This is a genomic window from Butyrivibrio sp. VCB2006 (assembly GCF_000420945.1).
Lineage (GTDB): Bacteria > Bacillota > Clostridia > Lachnospirales > Lachnospiraceae > Butyrivibrio.
In genome coordinates this window covers 46,354-67,943 of sequence record NZ_ATVX01000019.1, presented here as the reverse complement: position 1 = coordinate 67,943, position 21,590 = coordinate 46,354, and the positions used below count along the sequence as shown (strand labels likewise).

The following is a 21,590-nucleotide window of genomic DNA, read 5'->3' as shown; positions in this document are numbered from 1 at the left end:
TTCGAAGCCGTAAAACTTACATTTCTTCCACGTCTCTTTCTCTTGGCCCGCTGACCTCTCCGGACAGGAAATGCCTTCTACATACTGAAACGTAGGACTCGTTTCCTCCCATCATGATCTGCTCGCCACTTCTCACAATCTTGCCATCGTGAACTCTTGCATTAAAGTGAGCCCTTCTTCCGCACCAGCAAACAGTTGGAACCTCTTCTATATAGTTGGCGATCTCCATGAGCCTCTTGGAACCTGTAAACAAATGACTTGTAAAATCAGTCCTAAGACCATAGCAGATAACCGGAAGATCATACTTATCAACTACCAGCGCCAGCATATCAACCTGCTCCTCAGTAAGGAACTGAGCCTCATCAACAATAACACAGTCAAGCTCCTTCCAGGAATCACTCTTACCTGTAAGCCAGTCGTTCTGCACTGTTTCAATAAACTCCTCAACGAAAGTGCACTCAGCAGATAATCCCATTCGTGACTTCACAGTCTTTTCCCCATCTCGATTCTCTGTCTGAGGCTTCAAGATTATGGCATTCTGCCCCTTCTCATAGTAGTTGTAGCGCACCATCAGCGCATTTGCTGTCTTGGAGCTTCCCATTGCTCCGTACCTGAAATATAACTTTCCCATACATCCCCCAATATTTTTTTATTTTATTTCTTATGTTACTTATCTCCGTCGTATACAACCAGCTTGTTGTAAGGAATCTCAATTCCTGCCTCAGTGAATCTCTTCATTATCTCTACAAGGCAATCCGAACATGCTTTAGGATTCTCTCTGAAATCTCTGGTCTCTACCAGTACACGAAGTGTAACTCCACTATCGTCGCAGCTCTTGCACAGTACAGTAGGTCTAACTCCAAAGTGGCATGGATGCTGCTCTACCACATCTGCCATAATGTCCATGGCCTTCTGCATGTCTGTTCCATAGGCCACAGATACAGTTATGGGAAAAGAATAAGAGTGTTCCTGAGTGTAATTGATAACCGTAGAACTTCCTACAGTAGAATTCGGAACATAAATACGCTCATTCTGATAGGTCTTGATCACAGTGTGCCGAAGAGTGATATCCTCAACAAATCCCGGATCAATGGAATCTATCTTGACTCTGTCACCAATATCGAAGGGCCTTGACCTTGACGCAGAAAGAGATATTCCTGCGAACACGTTACTCAGTGTTGACTGGGCTGCAAGACCGATTACAACAGCTGCAATTCCTGATGAAGCAATCGCTGTCTCCCAAGTCTTACTAAAGGCCGGAATTCCGCTAAGGGCAAATAGCGCTGCAACTGCCCAGAGTATGGCCATTATGATACCTTTTAGGAAAATGAGATGAAGCTTACCGCGAAGTCTCTCCTTGCTAAAGAGCTTGTTCATCACAAGATTCAGAACATACGCAACGAGAAACGGCAGAATATATTTAAGAAAAACATCCAATACTTCTTTCATACCTAAGAATTATCCCCTAACTAATACTCTTTTATTCCATATAAATGCGATTGAACATCCCCATTTCAATCGACTCTATTTTATCATACGAGGTCTTTTTTTCCACCTCAAATTGTATCAAATATGCCATATATTATTCGGAAATTCTCAGTATTTATGCACATTCCAGGCCAGTTTATACTTTTTTAAGATTTCGGAGGCTTGACTTCCTGTGTTATATGTTCTATAACATACTTATACAAATTGTTAGCACTCATTCGAGTCGAGTGCTAACAATTAAAAACAAGAGAATCACATTTGCACATACCAACCCATTCTCTTGTTGAATACAAACACTACAACAAAAAATAAGTTAAAGAAGGAGCGTGATTTTTATGTTGATGCCTATGCTTTGGAGTAACAATGATATTTTTGATGAGATGGATAACTTCATTAACAGAGGATTCTGGGGATGGAACGATGACACTTGCAAGACAGATGCAGAACATCAGAATGCATTTGCAGGCCACAGTCTCATGAGAACAGATGTTATTGAAAAAGATAACTGCTATCAGCTTGAAGCAGAGCTTCCTGGATTCAACAAGGAAGACATCAAGATTGACCTTAAGGATAACCTCCTTACAATCAGCGCTGCTCACAGCGAGAACAATGAGGAAAAAGATAATGAAGGCAAGTACATCCGCCGCGAGAGAAGATCTTCATCTTACCAGAGATCCTTCCGTGTAGAAGGCCTTAAGCCTGAGGATATCATCGCTCAGTACAGAAACGGTGTGTTGACAGTTAACATTCCTAAGAAGGAAGCACTTCCTGAGAAGGAGGAAGTTCATAGAATTGAAGTGAAAGATTGATCATAACGGCCACATTTAGCCCCAGCCAAACGGTTGGGGCTAATTTTATGACTACATAAATATTTGGTTTTATCAATACCCCAGCAATTCAATATATGATAAAATATATTTGCTACATCGTTCATGTTTTCACGTTATTATACTTGCATATGAAAGGGGATGTTACAAATGTTTGAACAGGTTAAGCTTAGCTACGAAGCAAACGGACTTGAGCCACATATTGATCAGCTCACAATTGAGACTCACTACGGCAAACACCATGCTACCTATACCAAAACCTTTAATGAACTTGCAGAAAAGGCCGGTGTTGTTGATAAGCCTGTAGAAGAAATCCTGGCAAATCTTGATAAGATTTCAGATGAGACTTTGAGAAAAGGTCTACGCAACCAGGGCGGCGGCTATTATAATCACAACCTGTACTTTGAGGCTTTTTCAGCTAATCCTGCAAAGGCTCCAACAGGCAAGCTCCTTGAAGCCATCGATAGAGACTGCGGCGGTGTAGATTCAGTAATTGATGCTCTCTCCAAGGCAGCTGCAGGACAGTTTGGTTCAGGCTGGTCATTCCTTTCAACAGATAAATCAGGTAAGCTCTATGTCAGCGCATCTCCTAACCAGGACAATCCTATCAGCGAAGGCACAGGAAGAACTCCTATCCTTGCTCTGGATGTTTGGGAGCACGCTTATTACCTTAAGTACAAGAATCTCAGAGCCGACTACATCAAGGAATTCTGGGAGATTCTGGACTGGAAGGTAATTGAAGCCAACTACGAAAAGGCGATTGGATAAAGAAAAAACAAGCCAGCAGGTATCAATCTCGATACTTGCTGGCTTTATCATTCTATTCAACACAATTCAGGCTTACCACATTTATTCTTCGTCCTCATCATCCATCTCATCAAATGCAATAATGGAATCAATAATATCCTCGAAGTCCTCCTGAAGATCTTCAAGAGAATCTCCCTCATAGGTGTATATATGTCCGTCGATTTCCACCTCTCCTGTGTAGAAATCAAGCTTCTCATCATATTCTACTGTACCTACATATCCTTCATATTCCAATTTTTCTTTCATCACTTTAATTCCTCTCACTTACTTATACACAACTTCTCTCTGAACCACGAAACTAAGCATGAACAACACGCAGTCCACAGGAATCTTCACCACAAACTCCGGCACCATAGGAAGAAGTCCGGTAAAAAATGTTACGAGTCCGCCGCTAAGTAGCATAATGCACACAGCAAGCATCAAATACCTTACCGCAGCCCTGGAAGAACTGCCTTTTCCCTTAAACACCACCTTGTAGTTAATAAGGAAATTGTAAATTGCAGATATCACCCTGGCCAGAATTGTTGATAACATTACATATCCAATAGCTACCGGCACATTTCTGAAGATTCCGCAGAAAATACTGAACATCACGATATCCACCACACTTGATGAAAGTGATGATAGCAGGAACTTCACAAATACCGCATAAATTCTGATAGAATCAAGAATCGGATTAAAGTGACTGGACTTATTCTCCTCAAGATATATAGTCTTAATCGGCACTTCCACAATCTTGATACCAAGGTCCTTGGTAGCTATCAGCATATTTGTCTCAAACTCGAAGCGCTCCCCCTTTTCAGTCAAAAGATATTTCATAAAAGGAACGCTGATCCCACGAAGCCCGGTCTGTGTATCACTGATAGAAAGTCCCAAAAGAATCTTCATTACACGGCTTGTAGTTTTATTGCCAAACACAGATCTGGCAGGAATTCCGGACTCGTTGAAATTGCGGCAGCCAAGAACCAATACCTTTTCATCTCGGTTACTGACCAGCGCATCCATACACTTCCTGATGTCATCAGTAGTGTGCTGCCCATCAGAATCAGCTGTAATTACGCCGATAATGTCCTCATATTCATTCAGGCAGTAGTTAAACGCAGTCTTTAGGGCGCGACCCTTTCCCATATTAACAGCGTGTGTCAGGAGCCTTGCTCCTCTCTCTACCACGCCTTTAAATATCTCGCCGTAGCCTTCACTATCAGAGCCATCGTTAACCACAACCACCGGCCCAAGCTGTGCTTTATTAAGTTCATCAAGAAGCCCAAGCAGCTTCTCATCCGGCTCGTAAGCCGGGATTATAATCGGTATTGTCATCATCTTCTATTCCAATAATTTAAAAATGAGGCAGATATTTTTCATTAAGTGACTCATCGAATTCTACGTTCACAGTAATCAGATGCTTTATTACTCTCTGCCTATACAAGGTGTCACTAACAACACTTCCTATATCCGGAACAAATGTAAATTCCTCAGGATTATCAGAAACAGGAAGTTTAAGCGTCAGCTCTTTTTCTCCCGCCTTATCTGCATCTATTATACTCTGAGCGATGTAAGTACTTGTATCATAACACTGCTGATAATCAGGATTTCTGGTGCTACTGATAGCAAACTTTCCATCCGGATACCAGGAAAAGAAAATCATAACACACAAAGCTACCGGGGCAAAATATACAAGCTTATCCCAATTATCAATAGCATAACTACAGACAATCACGCAAAACAGGATAAGATAAAACCAGGTTCCCCAAGAAGCCTCTATCCTGCTCATATAAAGAACCTTTGAGTTTAAAAGAAGCAAGAAAACTGTTTCAAAAAATCCGCTTATAACAATAACCGGCAATAAGCCAAGCTCTTTTTTCTTAAAAAGTAACCACAAAAAGCCAAGCAGGCAAAAAGCGACAATTATCTTGTAAGCAATAGCCATCGCCCCAATCAAGGTCAGGAACTGTCTTATAGAGAGGACTAAATCAATATCCTGCTCAAAAGAGTCTGATCTTCCCCCAAAGAATTCAAAGATCAGCACCACTCCCCATAGCAGTATAATGGCAAACTGCAGCGCATTTCTACGAATACTGGAAACAACAGATTTTTCTTTTACCCAATCTATTAGAATAACCGTTCCGCAATAAACAACAGTAATTGCAGAATGAAAAAGATTAGAAAAAACCGCGAAGTAGATCAGCACTGACAGTGCAATTTTCCTGCCAACAGGCATCTTTCGAAAGGCCTTGGTAGCATCTTTCTTCTCTAGTAGTATAAGTAGCAAAATGGCATTCAAAAGGCCGCCCATAGTATAGTAATACACCGTACACAGATCAGAAGAGTGGAACAAAAACTTACTGCCACTTCTGTTTCTAAACATCAGGAAAAAAGATGCCAAAAACATTCCTTCTAAAACAAGTGTCTTAAAAGTCGAACATCCAAGCCTATTAGCCAAGAGCTTGTAAAAACAAATACACATAACAAGGATCATTGCAGACATGGTTACAGCTGATGCTATAGTCAACGAGTAAATATAATCCCCTGTAATTGGATAAAACACCCAAGCCCCAAGTCTTCCGGTAAAAATAGGCATTGCAACCTCAGGAAATATCCTGGTAGGCTCCCATGCTCCCCACATTGGCACCGGAATCCTGATTTTGCCTGATCTGAACCAATCATCAAAGTCATACATTACAAGTGGTGTCCAGCGAGCAAAAAACAAAATCAAAAAAGCCAAAACCACTGTATGGATTAAAACTATTACCAGATGCTTATTCCCCTTTGCACCTTTAAGCATAATCTTTACTCCTACTCCCAAACGGTATAGTCTCTGTCAAAAACATAGACTCTAAAACTGCCAACGTCTTCCCTGCGGATAACGTTCACATTATTCTCTTCAATGAACTTCTTAAGATCAGCTTCCTTACTCTCAGAAGCTATATAAACAGTCTCGCCCTCTGCGCTCTTAACCGGCGGATACCAGGTAGTATCTGTAAGCCACTTGCAGCCCTTGAGTTCTTCCATAGAATTGACAGCTCTGACCTTCACCTTATTATTGCTATCAACTGTAATGAAATTAGCAAAGTCGAAGGTTGAATAGCCATATTCATAGCCATTTTCCTGCATCCAAGCTCCAACAAGGTACTCAGAGCTCTCCGCGCTTCTATCCCCAATAATAAGTGAATCATAATAATACTTGCTGGCAAATATGCCAAGGAAAAGAACCAGCGCCGCCGCAACTATCATTAGCTTCTCTCTAAATCTTCTCATGAAAAGAGCTACACCAAAACCTGCAATAAAAAGCTCAGTTATAAAATATCTTGGCGTCGAATCAACTGTAGTAAATGTAAGGGCCAGCATGCATATTCCAAAAGAAACCACAGGCGCCCACAGCCCTAAATCCTTCTCCTTCATCCTGGCTACCAGAAGTACATAACCAACCAAAGCTATGATACATACTAATGCTCCAAGGGCCTTAATGTCACCCAAATAGATAACTCCAAGCATATCAGGAAGTACTCTGGTAATGAACTTCTCTCCGGCATGTCTGATATTTCTAGATGCTCCCATGCCAAAAGAGCTGGAGACTTCCGTAGTGATATAGCTGATAGCGGTAATGGCAAACAGCCATATACTTATCATCCAATTGCTGCTCTTATCCTTTTTAACAAACAAATAGATTCTTCGAAGTATCTCAATACCAAGAACAGGGAAATAGCAGTACAGGCAAGCGTGAAGTCCTTGCATGCCATTAAGAATTGCCAAAACACATGTTATTAAAATAATTGGTATTGATACCTTATTCCTTTTAAGACTCTTGTCATAAAAGATCAGGACAATAAACAGCGTAATAAAATGGCTGGCATAATACGCCGCCCACAAAAACAGCATACTCTGATTCTCTGTTCTATAATCCGACAAAGAGAAAACAACTATCAAAGCCGCCAACACTTCCCTAAGCTTAAATCCAATCTGCTTGAAATACGCCATCATAATAGCCACAAGAAGCAGCATCATAATGCTGCAGGCTATTCCCATGGACAGATTCATGTTCTGTCCTACTAGAGGATATATGAAAGCAGCAAGATTAGGCGCGGAAATAACGCACACTTCAGTAGATCCCACCCATGTATCCGGGGTGACAAAGCCGTTATCATACAGCACCTGCGTAAGTATCGTGTCAGAGGCAATATCTGCATCCATCTGTGCCAGGTAATGATTCACATTGATATCCACGTGAATAATAACAAGCGCCACGAATACAATAGCCAATAAAGTTGTGATCACAACATCTAATTTCTTCATTTACAAAATCCTATTCCCTAGTTTGATACGAGAAGCTCTCAAGTAGTATCATCCCCGCCATAATAGTTCCGGCAAGCTCTCTATAAGCAAAAGTATGGAGCGAATGTTCCCTTACTACAAAATACCATGCAATCGGGATAACCATCATCATTATCATAGCAAGCACATAGTCTCTTCGTAGAGATACAAACTGCTTCCTAACTACGCTCATAACAAGCTTCACGATCAAATACAACAAGCATACTGCGAAATATACCATTAAAGGCTTGATCATCAAAACCTTGATCTTCTCAACAACAACTTCTACAAAAGATACTTTGCCAACTCCGGATCTGTACCCAAGTTCATACAATACATAATCCAGCCTGTTGTCCCCTACAAGGAGTGGTAGGAACCACTTACTTCCCCACATTCCAATATAACCAACGCTCCAGTAAATCCCAGCTCTCAGGACCGCAAAAACGCCGTTACTCTCACTCTGAACTCCATTAACTCCCTCATTATACATGATCAGGTACATCATAAGAGGCATGCAAAGCGCTATTGGCGGATATGTCAGGAAATCAAAATACGCTACAAGTATTCCCGACATAAGGAAAAACAGAGAAAAGTTATGTCTTCCCCTGGTAAGCGCAGGGAATTTCAGCACTAATATCATTCCAATAACCGAAATATAGAAGATACTGGAATACTGAAGACACATAGCAGTTGATACTGTATTGATCACTATAAGCCCAGATACAACTGAAAGAGAATACTTTCCGCGAAATTTCATGGCCAATGTCTGAAGCAGATACCCTATCAGCACAAATTGAAGCACCATATTCAGCACTCTGATATTTCTTGGATGCATGAACAATAACAAGGGCTTTAGCCAAATCAAATATCCATGCCAGTATACCTCATAGCTTATGGGTCTGTACTCGCCCTCTGAATCTGTAGACCAGAAAGCCACGTCCATTCCATCCTCGTACCACATATCAATGTGACGATTCATCAGAGCCTCATTGAGAACACTCTCTTCCCCCGGATAACTGGCAGTTCCATACATAAGCATATCTGTATATCCGTCAAGCCTCGTATATTCCACATCGTTAGACCAGTCATGGTATACTCTCTCATCCATGAAAAGATCGTACGCAGCCGCCACATTTGCCTTCATCTTTCCGGTAGGAAGCATATACACAAGGCAAAGCATAATAACGCCCAGTATTACACTTAATGCAAGGATTGCAATCGCATGTATAGCCAGTTTTTTTCTGGAAAAAACCTGATTCATTTCACTATCTCCTCTTCCAAACGAGATATCAAACTCTCAATATTATCTTGGGAAATATATCCGCCAAAGGCAGTGACATCCCTATCTACGCTATCATCAAATATACACTTTTCAATCAAAAGACCTACATAGGGCCTATAATGTGAAGCATCAAAATAATATCTCATATCCGTAGTGTACTCATTAAGACCTGAGAAATTATAAAAATCTATGCATTCAGCCACATCCCTAAGATAATCCAAATAGCCCTTTTCAACTGCCTCACGATAAGTAGTCTCAAGTATAGGTGAAGTAAAAATCTTAAGCTCTATGCCATTATCCTTGCAGATACCGGCAATTTCCCGAACAGCCTGAACACTCTCTTCAGGGCCATAATAGCCGCAGCCAAGAGAAGATACCATATTGGCATCCTCATTAGGGACAGACAAATCCGTACTTTCCCTTTCTACACCGTATTCATAGAAAAGCTCTGTATCAAGCTTATCCTGCTCGCTCTGCGACAAAGCCTCTTTTAACAGCTTAAAATCAGGTTTAACCTTCAGATATGAATAGTAAAAAGATATAGGCGACCTCTCATACTCCTGATATTGAGTATATATTTGCTCAGCTGAATTATCCTGGTAGCTTCTATACATGGAAATCTCATCGATTCCAATAATTACACACTTAACATCTACGCCACTATCCAAAAAAGTCTTGATCGTCTCAAGATTATCCTTGGGGCATCCCATAGGATATGTCATATTGTACCATGACAAGGAGCTTCCCTCATACTGCCCCGGAAGTCCCTCCATAGGCAGATTTCCTACCCTTGAAGACCCCAAAATAAAAGCGTTGAACCTATCCGGGTTATCCAGAACATACCTGGTCTTAACGTAATTCTCATTACTACTGGCTGATGTCTGCCTTATATTATCATAATGAAACACATTAAACACATCACATAAATAAACCACAGACAGATATATGAAAAGAGGCACCAGTAATAGCGGCAATTTAACTAATAGTTTCTTCATAGACCTTCCCATCAAAACTTGTTATAGATAAAACTTACCTGTGTGGAAGCTGAGAAAAACAGAACACCCAGAATAAGCAGATTGTACAGCACCCATCTTGGCACAGCCGGAATTTTCCTGATAAGTTCCAGCCCATCTTTCTCGTAAGTAATAACGCTCACAAGAGCAAATATCACAATTCCAACAACTAGCATAAGGAAATTCATATCCTGTGGAACCTGTAGAGCTTCAACCAACAAGTGCTTTCCACTAAACACTTCTGAAATATCCCTTGGGATAATCGAAAATGCTCTAATCTTACCGAGGGCATCTCCTACGCTTTTCTCAGCAAAAAACATCCAGGCAAAGGTAACCATAACAAACGTTACTAATCTACTGCCCTTATATTTCCCATGAGTAAAAGCCTTTAAAGCCCTTTCCACACACTGGAAAAGACCATGTAACAAACCCCACACAATATAATTAAGGCCATTTCCATGCCACAGGCCACTTATAACAAACACAATCAAGATGTTGATATATGTCCTGAAAGCCCCTCTCTTACTTCCTCCAAGAGGAAAATAGATATAGTCTCTAAGCCAGCTACTAAGGGAGATATGCCATCTTCTCCAGAACTCAGTAATAGTCCTTGCCATATATGGATGATCAAAATTCCTGTCGATATCAAAGCCAAGCACTTTGGAGCATCCAATAACTATATCTGAATATCCCGAGAAATCCAGGTATAGCTGAAGAGAATAAAAAATAGCTGCCGTTATCACTGCTAGTCCATGTACATTTCCCAGCGCAAACTGTTCATTGACGCTCTGAATATATAGGGCCAGATTGTCAGCCAGAACCATTTTCTTGAACAAGCCCAAACAGTACAGCTTCATGCCATCTGTCACCCTGTCATATTCGAAATCCTTAGGAGCTTTTAGCTGAGGAATTATCTTGGACGATCTTAGAATAGGTCCGGATGAAACCGCAGGGAAAAATGATACAAAGACAGCCACTGTCAAAAAAGATCTCTCCGGCTCTGCATCCTTCTTATAAACAGAATTAAGATAAGAATAGGCCTGTAACGTAAAAAATGAGATTCCAAGGGGAATGATAAAATCTCCCTGATTCCATTGCAAAAACTTGTAAGCTACTAATGGTGCAAACAGCAAAGTGCAAAATAAAGGAAAGAGTTTCCCCCTCTTACCAAGCAAAAGTCCGCCCAAATACGTAACAACAACCACATACAAAAGCGCCGGAAGAAAAGTCACTCCCGCATAAGCATAGAACACTAAGTCAGCACACAATAACAAGACTCTGCTAACCACAGACCTGTTAGCAGAATCTTTGATCAAATAAGCCAAGCTATAAAAGATCACACATATAGTCAGGAAAAACAATCCGTAAAGCTTAGTATAAACAGGCATACTTACCTCGCAGTCTCGATATTTTACTTAAGATACATCCTGATCAGCAGGTATTTTAGGTATAATGCCAATTTGTTCCCATTATAATAATTCATGGCTGATTGGCGCACTTTAGCACCATCAGCTGTAAAAATCTCATTCCATCTATACTTGTGGAAAAAGCCACTCTTAAAGCCTGACTTTACGTCAAGGCGTATCTGATCGTACATCTGCATTAGCATTCTTAGAGAAGCGTAATAATCGCCCTCTTTAGCTAATCCGTTTTGATGAGCTCTGTCACAAATCTTCCTTATTGTAGTTTTAAAATTACCAAGCTTAACATCATCAATGGTATGCACTACTGAGCCTGACATCTGATAATAGTCATAGATCTTATCAGGCACAAAGCTCACTCTACCACATGCGGAAATCGCACAGTACCACAGATACATATCAACAAAAGCCTTCTGCTTCTCTGGATATCTCAGGTCATTCTCCATAAGGATTGATCTTCTGACAAGCTTGTTCCAGGAAAAGCCCTCAATATTATATGTAGTGAGAAATTCTCTCTGTGCTCTCTCAGAATCAACACTATCACGGACGAGGGAAGGCTCACTCCATCCCAGCTTATTTCCCTGCTCATCTACATAGTTAAAAGAGCAGCACGCCATATCCGATCCGTCGGCGCAAATTGCACCATACATCTTCTCCATGAAATCAGAATGCATGTAGTCATCACAGTCCATAAAGGTTATGAATTCTCCGCAAGCTGCCTCAAGTCCTCTGTTTCTGGAATGGGCATGGCCAACATTCTCTTTATGAATCACCTTGACTCTCACATCAGCTACAGCATACTCATCCAATATCCCCGGTGTTCCGTCCGTAGATCCATCATCAACCAGAATCACCTCAAGATTCTTATAGGTTTGCTTTAGGATACTATCAACACACCTTCTTATGTACTTTTCTGCATTATAAATCGGCACAACCACCGATATCAGTTCATTTTTATTGTTCATATCAGATTTCTAATCTTTTCTTTATTTCGCTTCATATATTTCTTCAATCCACTGAGTGTATTCAGCAAGGTTTTTCCTACGATTTTGTACCTTGGCCAAATTGTCCTTGAACTTTGCTGCCACATCCGGGTTATCCCACAGATACTTGATCGTATCAGCAAGCTTCTCAGCATTTCTGCTTTCAAACAGCATTCCATCCTCGCCGTTTCGAATAAGCTCAGGGATTCCGCCGATATCAGCACCAATTACCGGCACAAGCCTCTCCTGGCTCTCCATGACAGAGAAAGGATTGTTCTCATACCACTCAGATGGATAAACCGTACATACAGCATTTCTTATCAAAAGATCTAAATCCGCCCCGGTTCTAAATCCAACCTCAGTAGCATACTGAAGCCCACGGATTTCCTCAACGTAATCTCCCTTACCTGCAAAGACGAAATCTATCTCAGGAAGCATATTGCAGGCTTCAATCATGGTTTGAATGCCCTTTTCAAGAGAATACCTTCCAAAGTACAGAACATATTGCGGTGGAAGCTTGGTTCCATCACTTAATACCACATCTCTATTTCCTGAAGCACTAAAAGAGCTATCATTTTGGTCCCCATTACCTACATGCTCCACAAAATTATGCTGTGCTACAGTCTTCCCTGCAAATAGCGGATTCCTATCCATCTGCTTCTTCATAAACTCAGAGGGACAGATAATCTTATCAATATACTTGTAAGTTCCGCGCTTCTTCCAGTAGGTAGCCTCCATAGCACCTACTACCGACTTGGCAGTAGAACCGTGAATACACTTATTCTTGACACAATTGGAGAACTTACCGCCTACACAGGCATCACAGTTTCGACCTGTTGATGGAATATTCATCATATGATTAGGGCAAATAAGCTGATAATCATGTGCTGTAAAGACAATCTTGCAGGCTTTCTTCTTTTCTTCTCTCCACTTCACCACTTCCAGAATAATAGAAGGGGTCAGCTGATAATTGAAGTTGTTGAGATGCACCACATCAGGCTTGAAATCTTCCAATACAAGACGAATCTTCTCCCTGGCCTCTTTGCTGTATATGGTCTTTATAGGGTAAGTTAACTTGGAAAGCTTACTGCCACCATGAAAATCCATGTCTGAAGTATAAGCATTTACTGCATTTCCCACGCATCTGCCTTCATGCTCCATGCCAAAATACTGAACTTCATGACCGCGCCTTATAAGTTCTTCACCCAATTTGAATATATATGTCTCTGATCCCCCATTGGGATACAGAAACTTGTTAACTATCAATACTCTCATATCTCTTTATTCTCATCCTTCAACAAGCTGTAATACATCCGCTAGATACCTGTATGTAGTCTCCGGTACAATCTTCTTAACACCCTCGTAGTCTTTCTCTTCTATGAGTTTTCTAACTCTGGATGCACTGATGACCACATCTGTGCCTGTTTCTACTGTTTTCCTTGGAATCTCTACAAACTCCAGGCCATACTTTGGTAGTATCTTTCTCATATTGTCATTGTACTGCCTTGTATAAAGATCTATAGGCTCTTCGCCAACAAACCTCACACTAATGCCAAGAGTTTCTGCCACCTGCATAAATAACTCAAGATCATCACTAGCGTTGAGATACGTATCTTTGAGTTCAGATTTATTAAAGTACCCAGGTAGCGTCTGCGCAGATAAGACATATTTCCCACTAGGAAGCACTTCAACATTTGGCAAATCAGCAGTCCCTTGTTTTACCATCTCAAATCTATCCTTGAATTTGAAAACGGACTTGTCTTCTTCTACTACGAACACATACAGATAATCTACCTTTTGAGCGGCTGTTTCAATTAAATACCTATGTCCCAATGTAAATGGGTTGCAATTCATTACAATAGCGCCCTTTTTTCCGGATCTTTTATTGGTGCTAAGCTCATCAAGATACTTGATAAAAGAACTATCGGCATTAAGTTCTTTACCGGGTATCCTCTTAGGGAGCTTACCAAAAGAAACATAACTCTTGCTATTGAATGAAGTATCTAAAGTCGCAGCCTTTGTTTGTTCTGCATCGAATTTCACTGCCTCTTTTACCGCAGAAACAATCTCCTTTACAACCTCATTCTTAACTGTCCTATCATAATGATTGATATCATCAAAGATATGCTTATGAAGCTCAGGGACTCTCCTGTAGGCCCCAGTCAGATCACAGTAGTGAGAATCCGGGAATATCTTATTCTGCTTCTTGATACTATCAAGAGACCACCATATCACCACGTCTCCTGGTTTGTAGTCCAGCGTTCTCATAATCAGGTTTGTAGCATGAATCTCACTGCCATAATTATGAACATTATAATCATCACCAATTTCCTTCTTGATAAGTGATGCCAGAGTGTTGTCGTCATCAGCCCCCAGGTCTCTGACAACACATGCGCCAAACATATAAATATCATGCTTGGCACCAGCCTTATTCCCTGTGGTAACTCTGAAACCATTCAGGAAGTTTATGTACTCACCATTACCGTGCATCTGAGAATAGCCCTTAACATAGCTATGAGTAAGGCTCTTCTGATTAGGCAAAAGATATGTTGTCCCCCTGGCCTCATGTCTCTTACGATTAAACTCTTCAGAATTCTTCTTGCGAAGTTCATTCCAGGAGTCTATTGTAGCCACCAGGTCCTTGTCACCCTTAAAGTCGTTGTAATCCACAGAGCAAACAGTAACAACTGTTACTCCATTATCCTGAAGCCTTTTCAAAATATGCTCTATATCAGCCCTATATGTCTCAACAGGCTTATAAAAGCTTCTAAACATGTTGTCTACAAAAAATGCATTAGCTTTTTTATCCGTATCACCATATACCACATCAAATTGAGGTATTGGATCCATTACCATAACAAGCTCGTCTACATTAGGTTCTGCATTCAAGTGATAACACTTATTATCAAAAGAGATGGCAGATCTATCCATCAGTCTTACATTAACACTCTTATTATCCCGGTAGTACCCCTTCATTTCCTTGGCAAAAGCAGAATCGCCAACTACGCAAATGGATGAATAGCAATTCTCCAGCGTGTTGTACACCTGAGTCTTTCGAACTAATCTCTCATCCTCTAACCTGAAAAGATCCACAAAGTCAGTTGTAGACATAGCATTTAAACCTTTTCCGGCAATTATCTCAAGTGACGCTTCAGATGCGATATACAATGTACTCAGCTGCGTATTTTCTCTAGATTTAACTCTCTCCACTGAGCACATATGAATCTTTATTCCAGCCATTCCCAGAACAGTCTTAATATAGCCAAAGATTAGCTTTTCCTTAAGGCTATCGTCGCATAAAGCCACATCTGTTATCTGAAATAAATCCATGTACCATTTCAGCTTATATGCACTTGTTTTCTTTATGTTGTCGTATCTACCTAGCATTAAATCTTCTCCAAAAACACATAAGTCCCACAAAACCTATAATAGAGATTATCTCACTTATTCTCCATAGCAAAGGTTCTTTATAGAACACACAGACTTCTCCATTATATCCACCACCTACGCGGAGGTTAGCAAATCCATCGTTATTCTTAACCACTTCTACAGCGCCATTGGTTACCACATCCTTCGCTCTATAACCTCTGTAGTAGATAAATGGCACTGAAATCTCAGCTATATCAGAAGACGGATTAGATACATTAACGTATATCTTACCTTTTTCCCTTCTCCAACCATTTACCACAGCTGTATCAGACGATGTTTCATTATAATTTGAATCGTAATCCACCGCTGTTCCACTTGGCAGATACTCTGCTCCCATGATTGTATCATCATTAAAATCATCCGCTATGATTGTGTAATCATCAGTAGTACCACGGTTTGTGTAGTAGTAACTAGCTGATACTATGCACATCATAACAATCGCCATGCTAAATATCGCTTTGAAGCTACCGATATTCTCCGGCCATAATTCAATCATGAGACCTGTTAAAAGAGCTATGCACAATACCGCAACACTAAGGAACCTGAATGGAAACTGGATATTTGTAACAATTGAATTAGTAACGCTTGATATACGTTTTATTCCATCCCATGGGAAATATGGCGATGCCATAAGAAGTGTTATCAATGACACAACAAACAGCTTATCAGCAATACCTATTCGCTTATTCTTAGATCTATTTTCATCTGTATTCCCAATCATTTCGATAGAAAGAAGTGCGTACGCTCTCATCAGTGCATATGCCCCAAGTACAATAACACCCGCTCCGATTGTTACCACCATCTCTTCAGTTCTGGCAACGCCTATTATCTCCTCAGAGCTGAGAGAAATTCCTGTTCTAGGGAACAATGATAACATCTGCCACAGATAGGTTCCGTTGGATCTAAATCTTCCATTCTGTCTAAGTCCCATAGCACCGATGCCATCCAACATAACCTGGACAAAAGGCACAATGTACCATAGGTTAATCAGCAGAACTGTTACAGCCGTAAATCCGTATTCACCTAGAACTCTCTTAGTAAACGTCTTTCTGAAATTTATAAGAGCAAAGCCTATGATAAAGAGGGCTAAGATAACGCCGGATAGAACATGACAATTAGTAATTCCTGTCACTCCAAGTATAAGTGGCAAGGTTCTACCTATTAAACCTGCCACTCCTGGCAGAAATCCAACTTTAGCTTTTTCATCACTGGATTCGGCATTAGCACCTTCATAGAGCCTCATAAGTCCCCAAAATACTAGCGGATAAAATACAATAGCTGTATATTCGCCAACTGCTGCCCTTGTATATAAACATACAAGTCTGTAAGGAGAAAGCACAAAAATCACGGTTGCTACTATTGCAGCCAATTGACTTCTGCCGCTCACTTTTCCCTCTGTAATACCATCTGTAGAATTCTTACCAAAATTCCACATTCCAAACACTCTTCTGAAACAGAAAAGGCTTACACAAGCGGTTGCAAGATTGATCAAGAATATATAAATCTTATAAGCAAACTGCACCGAACTGCCAAGAAGCCTTAAAAGCGCCGGAATTACAAGGAACAAATCTCCATAGAAAATGGAAGCCGCATATCCCTTACCATCAAGCCAGTAAGATGAAACTCTAGATGGAATCTGTCCATTTCTAAAACTTTCTGCCAAAGCCTCTATTCTTCCCAAATGGAAGCCAAGGTCATGTCCCCACATAAGATAAGGATCAAATAGCGGAAGTGAAGCGAAAAATGTCAGCAGCACAACTAATACCGCATCTCCCTTGAGCCTATTATCATTAGACTCAGTAATAGCAGTACATACATTAACAATCAAACTCAAACATATCACTACTAACAATAAATATACTTTCCACCAGTTGGTCTCCTGTATTTCCAGACCATATACATACAGATAACCATCACCGCTAAAATTGTACTGTACCTGATATCCACCCACATTCAAAGCTGAATTAAGGGTGATTACCATTGGCTTACCGGTATTATCATTTCTATCAAGCCCGTCCTTGGTTCTACCAAGCGTAACAGGCATTGTATTCCAGTCAGATACGCAAGAATAACTATTTCCGGTATTACTTGCAAGATATTTTAAAGTGACATTATAGCTGCCAAATCTAAGATTTGTAGCCGGAGTAACAACAACTCCCTCTGCTCCTGATTCTGCCACAGAATTATCTATATAAAATCCAGGTTCAGTCACATCCATCATGCTATCCATAAAGATTCCGCTGGGTGATTCAAGTTCACTACCTTCGTAACTATAATGTGATTTCGGAAGCACAAAAGATATCAAGCATATAACTATAGCTACTAATTCTATTCCGAAAATATATGTCTTCTTACTAACCGCCTTATATTTCAAAGTCCATCCCCCTAATACTCGTGCTATTAGTTTTTGGCAAACTAAACCAAATTAAATTATAGCGTTTTTGAGTGCTTATAGCTACCACAAATCCCTAATACTTCAATTTTACTTGCTTATAAAGTATACTGATATAAGGTCATCAGATAATTACTGACTTTTAACACGAAATAGAAGGAGCAATCCCTATAATGAACAAGAAAATTTGCAAATCCATCATAGCTGCGCTTTTTACTGCGTCAGCATTTTTCATAACTTTAGATACCCCGGATCCATATGAAGCTCATATTACCCGTTCACTAATCAATGCAATATTCAAGTTCTTCGAGCAGGTAAAGTATACTTTTGCAGGTAATGGCTTCTACATTCTTGTTGTTGCCAGCGCCCTTGCATTTATCTATTACAGATTCATGGAGGATTCAGAGCATACGCTTGCCGCAGTCAAAGGCGACAGGATTCTCGCCGGATTCCTTTCCATTATGTACGCCGGAGGCCGCGCATTTGCTTATAACGATAGCCTCAGCTCCATATGGACTCCCAAGTTTAATCTAATTAAGACTGCCATATTGGTCATCGGCTTCTACTTCCTGTATATCTTGGTAATTCGAGGCCTTAACTACATTTTTAACACCTACAACCTGGCTAAGCCCGCTGCCACAGAACCTGGTGCTAAGGTACATTTCACTAACCTCAAAAAGATGTATCACGCTCACCCATGGCTCTTTTCATTCGTCTTGATATATCTCTCCTGGATAATCCACCTGATCATGCGATATCCGGCGGCTCTAAGCGCAGATAACTGGTACGAGCTCAATCAATATTTCGGTGTTTATAGATACGACAACGCTCAGCCCATCTTCCATACCTGGATTACAAGCCAGTTTGTCCTCTTTGGACGAAATGTCTTTGGAGCAGGAAATGTGGGTATTTTCATCTATGTCTGCATCCAGTCAGCCATTATGGCCCTGGTGCTTGGATTTACTCAGGTCATGCTATATAAATGGAAGTCTCCCAAGTGGCTTAGGCTCCTTGTATTCTTCCTGTATTGCTGCACCCCGTACTTTATGGGCAATGCAGCCTGGGCCATCAAGGACTATCCTCACATGATAGGCTATGTCATTATCGCCCTGTGCCTTATCAGCATCGTAGTAGAGCACAAGACCTCATTTAGCGTAAAAAGAGATTGGAAGCTGATCCTGGTCTGGATAATAGGAACATTGATGCTCACTCTCTTTAGAAAGAACGGTCTTCACATCTACTACGGTACCTGCGCTGTTCTGGTGATCACCTACATAGTTCTTTTGGTAAAAAAGAAAGCGAAGTTCAGCCCAATCCCATTCGTTGTTATGGTTGTGGCCCTTCTGCTGTCAAACACAGCAGATCAGGCCGTAATTGTAAGCCACAACGTAACGATTGAGAGGCAAAAGGACGCTTACTCATTCCTCTTCCAGCAAACTGCCAGATATGTAAGAGACTATGGAAGCGAAGTTACCGAAGAGGAGCGAGCAGCAATTGATGGAATCATCGAATACGATAAGCTTGCTAAGGCCTACACTCCGCACTGTTCAGATAATGTTAAGAGCTTATTCCGCTCTAAATCTACTGACGAGCAATTAAGTGCCTACTTCAAGACCTGGTTTAAGATGTTCTTCAAGCACCCCATGTGTTATGTGGAAGCCACCTGGAATCAGAGCTATTACATCTTCATGCCGGATTTTGACAATATCGTGTATAATCAGGACGTTGACGCCGGCAAGGGCATCACAACCCCGGAACTCATAGATTACCTGCAGCTCTACGTGCCGGAATCCATGCAGGGTCTGCCTATTATGATATGCAGCTTCTACCGTATGGTTAACAGCCTGCCAATCATTTCATCTCTGAACAATCTGGCACTGTACGTAATCGTAATGCTGTCAATCATGCTATTTATGCTAAACAACAAGCTTGGCAGATACATTATCACCTTCGTGCCGGTACTACTGTGCATCGCCTTTATTTTCCTGGCGCCAATGATCAGAGACCAGCCAAGATACTCATGGGCAGTGTTCTACATCATGCCTACCCTGGTGGGAATGTATATGCATCTACTTAGGACAAACAAATGAAACTACTAAGAACTTACTTTAGCAAAGACAGGTTCATGGAGGACCTTTTCTGTATTCTGGCACTGATAATGCTAGTTCCCTTATTTTATCTGTGCCTTACGAAAATCGGAACCAATCCTGATCCGTCAATTGAATATATCACCATTAGTGATACACCTTGGCAAAAGAACCTTCTAAAGCTGGCACTTGCCCTTGGAGTCATTATTGTAATCGGACTTTTTTATGACAGCTTCCTATATCGCATTCCGGACCGTATACTTCTTACAATATCTTGCGTTATTGTTACAGTCATTGCTATCACCTGGGTTGTCCTAACCAAGACTTCACCGGAAGCTGATCAACAGGCTGCCTACATTTATGCAACTATGTATCTGGAGGGCGACCGTTCAATGCTTGCCCAGGGCGGTTATATGAGCCTTAACAGCCAGAATCTTGGCCTGATGTATGTATGGATGATACTAATCCGCCTGTTTGGCGAAGAACCTTATCTTCAGTTCAAGATCATTGTAGCTGCCATGCTTCCAGCCCTTGTGATCAGCGGCTACCATATCACCGGCTTTTTATCAGAACACAGTCGTAAGGCACAGTTCTTTTACCTGCTGTTTATGGTGACCAACTTCCCAATATACGGATACACGCCCTTCCTGTACGGAGATCTCATCTCCACCATACTGATCATGTGCAGCCTGTGGTGCTTTATGAGCCTTCTCCATAAGCCCAGAGTTTATAAAGCACTATTACTGTTCCTTCTATGCGCACTTGCAGTTTTCATGCGCATGAACGCTGTGATCATGCTGGTTGCTTACCTTGTAGTCATTGTAGGGCTATTTATTCGTAGTATCCTCAAAAAGAAAAATCACAAGCACACCTATTTATCCTTCATTCTGGCCACTATCGCCATAATATGTAGCATCCTTGCTTCCAAAATAGCTATTAACAAGCTTTTTGACATACCGGAGGATGCTCCCGCAACGCCGGCCCTTGCCTATATCTATATGGGCAACTACGACTGGGATTATCCCGGCTGGTGGAACGGAAGTCACGTTCAGATTTTTAGCTCCAATAATTACGACGTCAAAGCGACCAATAAGGCGGCGGTAAAAGAGCTGCAAGAGGTTTTCGAACATTGCAAGGAAGACCCGGAGTTTTTCAAAAGCTTTTATGGTTACAAGCTTATAGCTCAGTGGGAAACACCTATGTATCAGTGCCTTCCAATGTCCAGGCTCTACAACAAAGGCTCTTTTTCCTGGGTTTCAGACATATATAACAGACAGGGAATCGGCCTCCTCATAGAAAAATACATGAAGCTCTACCAGCTGCTCCTGTACTTTAGTTTGCTGGTATTAATACTAATAAGGCTATTTAAAAAGCAGTTTGACCTCATCTGGTATACGCCTCTTATCGGTGTTTTCGGAGGCTTTTTGTTCTCACTAATATGGGAAGCCAAGGGCAGATATGTTTTTCCTTACTTCGTATACGCTATTCCTTATATGGCATGTGTATGCGGCAGTATATTCCGTTACCAAAAAAATCGAGTTGGATAACCCCAA

The 21,590-nt window shown here is 41.0% G+C and carries 17 protein-coding genes; 4 read left to right on the top strand and 13 right to left on the bottom strand.

Annotation, left to right across the window (positions count from 1 at the left end; all coding sequences use genetic code 11):
• Positions 1-16 precede the first annotated feature (16 nt).
• Positions 17-631 carry a thymidine kinase gene (locus G613_RS0115220; RefSeq protein ID WP_029233442.1) on the bottom strand — a complete coding sequence of 205 codons (615 nt, stop codon included), beginning with the start codon at positions 629-631 and terminating at the stop codon, positions 17-19.
• A gap of 35 nt (positions 632-666) precedes the next feature.
• Positions 667-1,449 (bottom strand): mechanosensitive ion channel family protein, encoded by a 783-nt coding sequence (locus G613_RS0115215; RefSeq protein WP_029233441.1) that lies wholly within the window; start codon positions 1,447-1,449, stop codon positions 667-669.
• Between the two features lie 374 nt (positions 1,450-1,823).
• On the opposite strand from G613_RS0115215, the gene G613_RS0115210 reads away from it, so the two are divergent.
• Together G613_RS0115210 and G613_RS0115205 are read left to right on the top strand one after the other, a co-directional pair.
• On the top strand, positions 1,824-2,297 hold the full coding sequence (locus tag G613_RS0115210) for an Hsp20/alpha crystallin family protein (RefSeq protein ID WP_029233440.1): 474 nt from the start codon (positions 1,824-1,826) through the stop codon (positions 2,295-2,297).
• A 168-nt stretch (positions 2,298-2,465) separates the two neighbouring features.
• Complete coding sequence (locus tag G613_RS0115205) at positions 2,466-3,083, top strand: superoxide dismutase (protein ID WP_029233439.1); 618 nt, start codon at positions 2,466-2,468, stop codon at positions 3,081-3,083.
• A gap of 81 nt (positions 3,084-3,164) precedes the next feature.
• Here the strand turns inward: G613_RS0115205 and G613_RS0115200 are convergent, their stop codons facing one another.
• From G613_RS0115200 to G613_RS0115150, 11 genes are read right to left on the bottom strand one after another with little or no spacing between them, the layout of a single operon-like run.
• Entirely contained in the window at positions 3,165-3,368 is a 204-nt protein-coding gene (locus tag G613_RS0115200; RefSeq protein WP_029233438.1) for a hypothetical protein, read from the bottom strand.
• An 18-nt stretch (positions 3,369-3,386) separates the two neighbouring features.
• A complete protein-coding gene (locus G613_RS0115195) occupies positions 3,387-4,442 on the bottom strand; it encodes a glycosyltransferase (protein WP_029233437.1) in 1,056 nt (351 codons plus the stop codon).
• Positions 4,443-4,458: 16 nt separating this feature from the next.
• The gene (locus G613_RS0115190; RefSeq protein WP_029233436.1) at positions 4,459-5,904 is read right to left on the bottom strand and encodes a hypothetical protein; all 1,446 of its coding nucleotides are present in this window, start codon (positions 5,902-5,904) and stop codon (positions 4,459-4,461) included.
• An 11-nt stretch (positions 5,905-5,915) separates the two neighbouring features.
• Complete coding sequence (locus tag G613_RS0115185; RefSeq protein WP_029233435.1) at positions 5,916-7,412, bottom strand: hypothetical protein; 1,497 nt, start codon at positions 7,410-7,412, stop codon at positions 5,916-5,918.
• A gap of 10 nt (positions 7,413-7,422) precedes the next feature.
• Complete coding sequence (locus G613_RS0115180; protein WP_029233434.1) at positions 7,423-8,691, bottom strand: hypothetical protein; 1,269 nt, start codon at positions 8,689-8,691, stop codon at positions 7,423-7,425.
• Complete coding sequence (locus tag G613_RS0115175) at positions 8,688-9,707, bottom strand: hypothetical protein (RefSeq protein WP_155828112.1); 1,020 nt, start codon at positions 9,705-9,707, stop codon at positions 8,688-8,690. Before G613_RS0115175 ends, G613_RS0115180 begins: the two co-directional genes overlap by 4 nt.
• 11 nt (positions 9,708-9,718) lie before the next feature.
• Positions 9,719-11,113 carry an MBOAT family O-acyltransferase gene (locus G613_RS0115170; protein ID WP_029233432.1) on the bottom strand — a complete coding sequence of 465 codons (1,395 nt, stop codon included), beginning with the start codon at positions 11,111-11,113 and terminating at the stop codon, positions 9,719-9,721.
• 23 nt (positions 11,114-11,136) lie between these two features.
• Positions 11,137-12,111 carry a glycosyltransferase family 2 protein gene (locus G613_RS0115165; RefSeq protein WP_029233431.1) on the bottom strand — a complete coding sequence of 325 codons (975 nt, stop codon included), beginning with the start codon at positions 12,109-12,111 and terminating at the stop codon, positions 11,137-11,139.
• Between the two features lie 21 nt (positions 12,112-12,132).
• On the bottom strand, positions 12,133-13,404 hold the full coding sequence (locus G613_RS0115160; RefSeq protein ID WP_029233430.1) for a glycosyltransferase: 1,272 nt from the start codon (positions 13,402-13,404) through the stop codon (positions 12,133-12,135).
• 12 nt (positions 13,405-13,416) lie between these two features.
• The gene (locus tag G613_RS18845) at positions 13,417-15,516 is read right to left on the bottom strand and encodes an adenylyltransferase/cytidyltransferase family protein (RefSeq protein WP_029233429.1); all 2,100 of its coding nucleotides are present in this window, start codon (positions 15,514-15,516) and stop codon (positions 13,417-13,419) included.
• On the bottom strand, positions 15,506-17,932 hold the full coding sequence (locus G613_RS0115150; RefSeq protein WP_029233428.1) for a hypothetical protein: 2,427 nt from the start codon (positions 17,930-17,932) through the stop codon (positions 15,506-15,508). Before G613_RS0115150 ends, G613_RS18845 begins: the two co-directional genes overlap by 11 nt.
• Positions 17,933-18,123: 191 nt before the next feature.
• Between G613_RS0115150 and G613_RS0115145 the strand changes: the two genes are divergently transcribed.
• On the top strand, positions 18,124-20,040 hold the full coding sequence (locus G613_RS0115145; protein ID WP_029233427.1) for a DUF6020 family protein: 1,917 nt from the start codon (positions 18,124-18,126) through the stop codon (positions 20,038-20,040).
• Positions 20,037-21,584 carry a hypothetical protein gene (locus G613_RS0115140; protein WP_155828111.1) on the top strand — a complete coding sequence of 516 codons (1,548 nt, stop codon included), beginning with the start codon at positions 20,037-20,039 and terminating at the stop codon, positions 21,582-21,584. The genes G613_RS0115145 and G613_RS0115140 overlap by 4 nt, the downstream gene beginning before the upstream one ends.
• Positions 21,585-21,590: the final 6 nt, after the last annotated feature.